We start from the raw sequence: 7,784 nt of genomic DNA on the forward strand, positions 1-7,784 counted from the left end.
TGAGCACTCTGAGCAGCACCCCTGAGACGGTCACGTTTTCCGGCGCTGGCGGGATCACTCTGGTCGCCGACGAGTGGAATCGCAGCTCGGCCGCATCCTCCGATCGACCGACCGTCTTGATGTTGCATGGCGGCGGCCAGAATCGGTTCTCCTGGAAGAACACCGGCCAGATTCTCGCGGATCAGGGGTTTCACGTGGTGGCCCTCGACAGCCGCGGTCATGGTGACAGCGACCGCGCCCCTGGCGCCGACTACGCCGTCGAGACCCTGACCGCCGACGTGATGCACGTCCTCGACGCGATCGGCCGGCCTGTGGTGGTGATCGGGGCGAGCATGGGCGGGCTGACCGGCATCCTCGTCGCGCATCGGGCTGGCCCAGAGAAGGTCACCCGGCTGGTGCTGGTCGACGTGGTACCACGGTTCGAAAAGCGGGGAAGCGCGCGTATCCGCGACTTCATGTTCAACCACATCCACGGCTTCAGCTCACTCGAAGAAGCCGCTGATGCCGTCGCCGCGTATCTCCCCCATCGCAAAAGGCCGCGTAACCCGGAGGGTTTGAAGAAGAACCTGCGCTTGCGCGACGGGCGCTGGTACTGGCATTGGGATCCCGCGTTTATGACCAAGCCCGGCGACGACCCACAACTGCGCACCGAGAAGTTCGAGCAGGCCGCTGCTGAGCTGAAGATCCCGGTCCTGCTGATCCGCGGCAAGCTTTCGGATGTAGTCAGCCGTGAAGGCGTCCAGCATTTTCTGGCGACAGTGCCTAATGCGGAATTCGTCGAGTTGTCCGATGCCGGCCACACCGCGGCGGGGGACGACAATGACGCATTCAGCGATGCGGTGGTGGCATTCGTAACCCGGTAGCCCTCCTCACGCTGCCGAGTGTGGAGTTGATGCACGCATCGGCCGAAGGTCCGTGACACAACGGCACATTCGGCGCAGGCGGGTTAGTCGCCAGGTTTTTCTTCGTGGCCGCCGAACTGCTTACGGAGAGCCGACAACGCCTTGTCGGCGAACTCGTCGAGGCGTCGCGACGCGAACCGTGAATACAGCGCCGACGTCAACACCGGCGCAGGTACTCCCTCGTCGATAGCCGCGATGGAAGTCCACCGCCCTTCACCGGAGTCGGATACCCGCCCCGCGAACTCGCTGAGATCAGGCGATTCCTGCAGCGCAATCGCGGTCAGGTCCAATAGCCACGAGCCGATCACACTGCCCCTCCGCCACACCTCGGCGATCTCGGGGATGTCAAAGTTGTATTTGTAGAAGTCAGGATCCGCGAGCGGCGCTGTTTCCGCGTCGCCCTGGCCCTTCTGGATGCGGGCACCGATGTCGGCGTTGCGCAAAATGTTCAATCCCTCGGCAAGAGACGCCATCATGCCGTACTCGATGCCGTTGTGCACCATCTTGACGAAGTGCCCCGCGCCGGACGGTCCGCAGTGCAGATAGCCCTTTTCGGACTGAGCGACTTCGCCATCTCGCCCCGGCGTGCGGGGGGCTGCCTCCACCCCGGGTGCGACGCTGGCGAAGATAGGCTCGGCTTGCGCGACCGCGTCGGGGTCACCGCCGATCATCAGGCAGTAACCGCGCTCGCGGCCCCACACACCGCCGCTCGTGCCGCAGTCCAGCAGCCGAATTCCGCGCTCAGACAAAGTCTTTGAGTGGCGGATGTCATCGCGGTAGTAAGAGTTGCCGCCGTCGATCACGGTGTCACCGGCCTCCAGCGTCTTGGCCAGTTCCTCGATCACTCCGGTGGTGATGTCACCGGCAGGCACCATCACCCACACCACTCGGGGCGCGTTGAGTTTCTCCGCGAGTTCTGACAGCGACGACACGCCGATGGTGTTGTCTTCGCCCGCCAATGCCTTGACCGCGTCGGGATTGTGGTCGTACACGACGCATTCGTGCCCGTCCTTGACCACACGGCGCACGATGTTGGCGCCCATTCGACCCAGGCCGATCATCCCCAGCTGCATCCCGTCCTCCTTACCGTCGTGCCTGCTTGTCCCCCGGCATCCACGGCTCCAACCAAGCGTGGTGGCCGCGCAGCAGCGACTGCGCCGCCTCCGGCCCCCAGGAACCGGGTTCATAGGGATGGACCTCACCCGGTGTGTCGAGCAGTGGCTGCACGATTCGCCAGGTCTCTTCGATGCTGTCCTCACGGGCGAACAGCTGGTGATCGCCGATCAGCCCGTCGTGCAGCAGGCGCTCGTAGGGCCGCAGCGGTTCACCGAGGTCCTCTGCGAAAGAGGAGTCCAGATGCACGGCGCGCCATGAATTCCCGTCGTTGGCAGCCAACTGCACGCGCATTCCCGGATCCGGGTCGACGCGCAGCACGATCTGGTTGGGCTCGGCCTTCCTGCGGTTGGGCAGGAACGCCAACGCCGGAACGCGGCGCAGAAACAGCCGAACCTCGGTCACCTTCTCAGGCAGTGCCTTGCCGGCGCGCAGGAAGATCGGCACCCCGGCCCAGCGCCAGTTGTCGATCTCCATCCGCAGCGCGACGAAGGTCTCGGTTTTCGAATTACGGTCCACGCCAGGAATGTCGGTGTAGCCGCGGTACTGTCCCCGGACGTACTGGGCGGGGTCAAGCGCGGGCATCGCGCGGAAAACCTCGGCCCGCTTGTCGTTGAGATCGTCGGCACTCGAGCCGACCGGCGGTTCCATCGCCACCAGCGCCAGCACCTGCAGCAGATGGTTTTGGACAACGTCGCGCAGTGTGCCCACGGAGTCGTAGAACTTGCCGCGCTCCTCCACCCCGAAGTCCTCGGCCATGGTGATGTGGATTTCCGAAATGCTGTGGCGATCCCACAGCTCAGCCAGCGCATGGTTGGCGAAGCGCAGGTATTCCAGCTCGACGACGGGCTGCTTGCCCAGAAAGTGGTCGACGCGAAGGATCTGCTTCTCGTCGAGCACCGCATGCATCCGGGCGTTGAGCTCCTGCGCAGAGGCCAGGTCATGACCGAAAGGCTTTTCGACAGCGACCCGTGAGCGCTCGAGCAACTTGGCCTTGCCCAGGTTCTCCACGATCGGCGCGAACAGGGCCGGCGGCATTTCCAAGTAATACAGGGGCTGGCGCTCTGATCCCATCTGATCGGCAAGCTTGCTGTACAAAGAGCTGTCGGTGACATCACCGGACAGGTATGACAACCGCTCCGCCAGCCGCTTGAACACGGTCTCGTCGAAGCTCTCGCCGCTGTCCTTTATCGCGTCGCGGGCGCGGTCGATCAGCTGCTCGACGGTGATGTCATCGCTGGCAACACCCAGAACGGGGCATTCCAGCAACTTGCGGCGCTCAAGCCGGTACAGCGCCCGGAACGTCATCTTGCGGGCCAGGTCTCCGGTAATCCCGAAGATCACTAGCAAATCGGCGGGGCGACCGTCACCTTCGGCCAAGCCGGCACCTCCAGGGCAAATAGCTCACTAGCAACAACTCGCTCCCCCCGCGGCGGCCACGATCAACCCTAAGCACCCGGATATAGCCCCACAACCAATCGCCGTCGCACTGGATGTAGGCAGGCCACGGCGCCGCGTAGCAGCGCGTTGAATAGATGACCGGATTTCACACCCCCCAAACACGGCGCCAGGCTCTCAGTCGTACCTGTTCGGCCGACCCCGATCACGATCGGGGAAGATTCGTGGCATGGGTGATGCCCCGATGATCGTGGTCTACATCCTGGCCGGGATTGCCGCGATCGAAACCGCGGCGCTGGCCACGGTGTCGGTGCTGCTGGTGCGCAGCCGCCGGGAAGCCGACGCGCTGCGGAACCGAGCCGACGCCCGCAACTGGCTGCTGTCAGGGGGCCGCGAAGCCGTCAAGACGGTGTGGCAGACGGCGAACCTGGTCCGCAAGGAGGGGTTGGGCGCGGTAGTGCGCAGCAGCATCGAAGACCTCGCTGATTGGGCCGAGGTCGAGCGGCCCGATCTGGCCCGCGTCACTCCGGACGGCCGGGTCGTGATTCTGTTCAGCGATATCGAGGAGTCCACCGCTCTCAACGAACGCATCGGCGACCGCGCCTGGGTCAAGCTGATCGCCGAGCACGACAAGCTCGTGCGCAAGTTGGTGAAAAACCACGGTGGACATGTGGTCAAGAGCCAAGGCGACGGTTTCATGATGGCCTTTTCCCAAGCCGAGCAAGCGGTGCGCTGCGGCCTCGAGATCCAGCGTGCGCTGGAGAATGGGTCAAAGCTCAAGCGGCGAAACGGGTTTCGAGTGCGGATCGGCATCCACATGGGTCGGTCGGTGCGGCGCGGTGACGACCTCTTCGGTCGCAACGTCGCAATGGCTGCACGAGTCGCCGGTGAGGCCGCCGGCGGCGAGATCCTGGTCAGCGAGCCGGTGCGCGACGCAATCAGCGACTGCGACGGCATCAGCGTCGACGAGGGCCGCGACGCCGAGTTGAAGGGCTTCAGCGGCACCCACCGCCTCTACGCCGTCAATGCCGCCGACTAGCTGTCGGTAGCGGATTCCGCTAACCGCTGATGTAGGCGGGCCCGCACCTCGTCGGGCGTGTAGGCGTTTCGTCGCCGCTGATCGCGCACAACCAGCGCTCCACCGGCGGCAACACCGACCAGACCGGCCACGCCGAGCCACTTCCACACGTTGCGCATGGGATCAGTCTGCATATCGTGCAGTGGTGGACACCAGTACCGTGACCCTGGACCGCGCGCTGGAGGAGACCCGAACCGGCGACATCTGGCTGTTCCGTGGCCACTCTGCGCCGGACCGCGCCATCCAGACCTTGTCGAACAGCCCGGTCAATCATGTCGCGATGACGGTGGCGATCGAGGATTTGCCGCCGCTGGTTTGGCATGCCGAGCTCGGCGACAAGCTCATCGATGTGTGGACCGGAACCAACCATCGCGGTGTGCAGCTCAACGACGCCCGGCAAGCTGTCGAGCGGTGGATGCGCCGATACGGGCAGCGATGCTGGCTACGGCAGCTGACACCGTATGCCAGCCGCGAGCAGGAAGACCGGCTGCTGCGGGTTATCGCCCGCATGGACGGCACCCCTTTTCCGAGCACCGCGCGGCTCACTGGCCGGTGGTTTCGAGGTCGGATTCCGACCGTGTACGACTGGGTGCGGGGAATCCCGGTGGTGGACAAGAAAGTTCGCGAATCAACCCAGCGACGCAAGGCCCGGCGACGTGAAGTCGGCCTGGAGAGCGCTTACTGCGCCGAGACGGTCGCACTCACCTACGAGGAAATGGGATTGCTGTCGACGGAGAAGTACTACAACTGGTTCGATCCCGGTTCGTTTTGGAGCGGTGACAGACTTCCGTTGGCATCCGGGTATCAGTTGGGCGCTGAAATCGCGGTCGCTTAGGGCGCCGATAGGTCGCGGCGAACAGCGCGCTCGCGGGGCCGCCCTCGGAGATGCCGAAAAGGGCTGGCCGCTCCGACCCGACGGCGTCGAGCACCGCGCGCATGTCCTCCATCCGCTCCTCGAGGGACGGGACGCCCGCTACGGGGTCCGAGAGACCAGTGCCGCGTTTGTCGAACACGATCAGCCGCGCGAACGACGTCAGCCGGCGCTGGAATGCCCGGATCGCGGGTTCGGCCTGCTAGAGCTCGACGTGCGAGGCGAAGCCCGGCACCCAGAGCAGGTCCAGCTCGCCTTAGACGTTGAACTTGAACTCGACCACGTCGCCGTCCCACTGCTCGTCGATAGTCAAAGTCCGAACTTGAGCCGGGCCTCTTCTGTGACCGGAGTGAACAGATTGACGAGGTTTCCATCTGGATCCCGGAATAACAGCGCGCGGTTACCCCACGGCATCGTTGTCGGCTCTGTCACGACCTCGGCCACCCGCCCGCGGAGCCGCTCATACTCCGCATCCACGTCCTCGACAATGAACTCGAGAATCGCGCTGCGGTTGGCTCCCGGCTCGGCGGATCCGTTTCCGAACAGCGGTACCGTCTTGTCGCTGCCGATGGCCAGCGTGCCAATTGGCGTCGGAATCTCAGCGAAAAGCTCGTTCCCCCATACCGCGGAGACTCCGGTGACCATTTCATAGAAGTCGACGAGTCGATTGACGTCGGCCGTGATGATGCGGGTCGAAATGAACTTCATGCAGCGCTCCCTAGAGGCGTGGTGGTGCCGTCGGCGTCCAATGTCTTGCGCAGGGCATGCTAAACACCGGCGCCGACAACAACGGCAAGGCTTGCTTGCGGTTCCCGACCACGCTGGTCAGTACCCGGCTTTGCCGTCGGACGTTTATCCGTGCCGGAACTCGACCACGTCGCCGTCGGCCATCACGTAGTCCTTACCCTCCATCCGGACCTTGCCGGCGGCTCGGGCGGCGGCCATCGACCCGGCGGCAACCAAGTCGTCGTAGGAAACGATCTCGGCTTTGATGAAGCCCCTTTCGAAGTCGCTGTGGATCACCCCGGCCGCCTTCGGCGCGGTGTCGCCCTGGTGGATGGTCCACGCGCGGGCTTCTTTTGGTCCCGCCGTGAGAAACGTCTGCAACTTGAGGGTGTGAAAACCGGCCCGCGCCAAAGCATCCAGTCCGCGCTCGGTCTGCCCGATTGACTCCAGCAGCTCGGCGGCGGACTCGTCGTCGAGCTCGGCCAGTTCGGCCTCGATCTTGGCGTCGAGGAAGACCGCGTCGGCGGGTGCGACGAGCTCGTGCAGTTCGGCGACCCGCTTGGTATCGGTCAGCACCGCTTCGTCGGCGTTGAAGACATACAGGAACGGTTTGGTGGTCAGCAGGTTCAGTTCGCGCAACAGCGAGGCGTCCACACCTGCGGAGAACAACGTCGTCCCCCCGTCGAGCACCTGTTGGGCGGCCACTGCTGCGTCGTAGAGCGGTTTGCGTTCCTTGTTATTGCGGGCTTCTTTCTCCAGCCTCGGCACAGCACGCTCGAGGGTCTGCAAATCCGCCAGGATCAACTCGGTCTCGACGACCTCGATATCCGATTTCGGGTCGACCTGGCCGGCGACGTGCGCCACGTCGTCGTCGGAGAACACACGCACTACCTGGCAGATCGCGTCGCATTCGCGGATGTTGGCCAGAAACTTATTGCCCAGCCCCGCTCCCTCGGATGCGCCTTGGACCAGCCCCGCGATGTCGACGAACCTCACCGACGCCGGGACGATTCGTTCCGAGTGAAAAATTTCGGCCAACTTGGCGAGCCGGGGATCGGCCAGCGGTACGACGCCCTCGTTCGGTTCGATGGTGGCGAACGGATAGTTGGCGGCCACCACGTCGTTTTTGGTCAACGCGTTGAACAGCGTCGACTTGCCGACGTTGGGCAGACCGACGATCCCCAAATTCAGACCCACGGGAATCCAAGTCTATGGCGCTTCGCCCATGCAGGCCGCGAGCGGCCTGAGGAAGCCAGGCACGCCCGGGCGGTTCACTAGCTCTTTACAGTGGTTTGGGCACCCAGCCGGTACGGTCAGACGTGTGTCAGCACAGCGGGCGCGCTCGGCGGCGGTAGCGGCGGATCATCGCTCGATCCACCCCAACCTCGCCGGTGTGCCGTGGTGGGCGGCGATCGTTATCGCGGTGACGGCAGCGGCCGTCGGGTTCGCCTACGACGCCGGCTCCGGTAATAAGGAGCTGACGACCGTCTTTACCGGGCTGTATGTCATCGGCTGCGTGGCGGCGGTGCTGGTGGTGCGGCAGTCCGGCGTGTTCACCGCCGTCATCCAGCCACCCCTGATCTTGTTCTGCACAGTGCCGGGGGCCTACTGGCTTTTCCATGGGGCCAAGATCACCGGCGTCAAAGACATCTTGATCAACTGCGGCTATCCGCTGATCGAGCGCTTTCCGCTGATG

The 7,784-nt window shown here is 64.3% G+C and carries 9 protein-coding genes; 4 read left to right on the plus strand and 5 right to left on the minus strand.

The genetic code is table 11. The features are described from left to right. On the plus strand, positions 1-863 hold an 863-nt coding region (locus VFA16_RS02900), incomplete at its 5' end, for an alpha/beta hydrolase (protein WP_324966372.1). Between the two features lie 83 nt (positions 864-946). On the opposite strand, the gene gnd is transcribed toward VFA16_RS02900, so the two are convergent. Both gnd and VFA16_RS02910 read right to left on the minus strand, forming a co-directional pair. Then, positions 947-1,975 carry a phosphogluconate dehydrogenase (NAD(+)-dependent, decarboxylating) gene (gene gnd / locus VFA16_RS02905; RefSeq protein ID WP_324966373.1) on the minus strand — a complete coding sequence of 343 codons (1,029 nt, stop codon included), beginning with the start codon at positions 1,973-1,975 and terminating at the stop codon, positions 947-949. A gap of 10 nt (positions 1,976-1,985) precedes the next feature. Continuing rightward, entirely contained in the window at positions 1,986-3,395 is a 1,410-nt protein-coding gene (locus tag VFA16_RS02910; RefSeq protein WP_324966374.1) for a glucose-6-phosphate dehydrogenase, read from the minus strand. Between the two features lie 238 nt (positions 3,396-3,633). Between VFA16_RS02910 and VFA16_RS02915 the strand changes: the two genes are divergently transcribed. Beyond that, positions 3,634-4,452 (plus strand): adenylate/guanylate cyclase domain-containing protein, encoded by an 819-nt coding sequence (locus VFA16_RS02915; protein ID WP_324966380.1) that lies wholly within the window; start codon positions 3,634-3,636, stop codon positions 4,450-4,452. Here the strand turns inward: VFA16_RS02915 and VFA16_RS02920 are convergent. Next, positions 4,449-4,610, minus strand: coding sequence for a hypothetical protein (locus VFA16_RS02920; protein ID WP_324966375.1), 162 nt, complete (start codon positions 4,608-4,610; stop codon positions 4,449-4,451). The two genes, VFA16_RS02915 and VFA16_RS02920, sit on opposite strands and share 4 nt — an antisense overlap. A gap of 41 nt (positions 4,611-4,651) precedes the next feature. Between VFA16_RS02920 and VFA16_RS02925 the strand changes: the two genes are divergently transcribed. Continuing rightward, positions 4,652-5,326 carry a guanylate cyclase gene (locus VFA16_RS02925; protein ID WP_414687622.1) on the plus strand — a complete coding sequence of 225 codons (675 nt, stop codon included), beginning with the start codon at positions 4,652-4,654 and terminating at the stop codon, positions 5,324-5,326. 345 nt (positions 5,327-5,671) lie between these two features. Here the strand turns inward: VFA16_RS02925 and VFA16_RS02930 are convergent, their stop codons facing one another. Beyond that, positions 5,672-6,070, minus strand: a complete 399-nt coding sequence (locus VFA16_RS02930; protein WP_324966377.1) for a VOC family protein — start codon at positions 6,068-6,070, stop codon at positions 5,672-5,674. A 144-nt stretch (positions 6,071-6,214) separates the two neighbouring features. Then, positions 6,215-7,285 (minus strand): redox-regulated ATPase YchF, encoded by a 1,071-nt coding sequence (ychF, locus tag VFA16_RS02935; protein WP_324966378.1) that lies wholly within the window; start codon positions 7,283-7,285, stop codon positions 6,215-6,217. Between the two features lie 124 nt (positions 7,286-7,409). Here ychF and VFA16_RS02940 point away from each other — a divergent pair. Beyond that, positions 7,410-7,784 (plus strand): DUF6542 domain-containing protein (locus VFA16_RS02940; RefSeq protein WP_324966379.1); only part of this gene is annotated, 375 nt, incomplete at its 3' end.

It is taken from the genome of Mycobacterium sp. (assembly GCF_035653355.1).
Taxonomy (GTDB): Bacteria; Actinomycetota; Actinomycetes; order Mycobacteriales; family Mycobacteriaceae; genus Mycobacterium.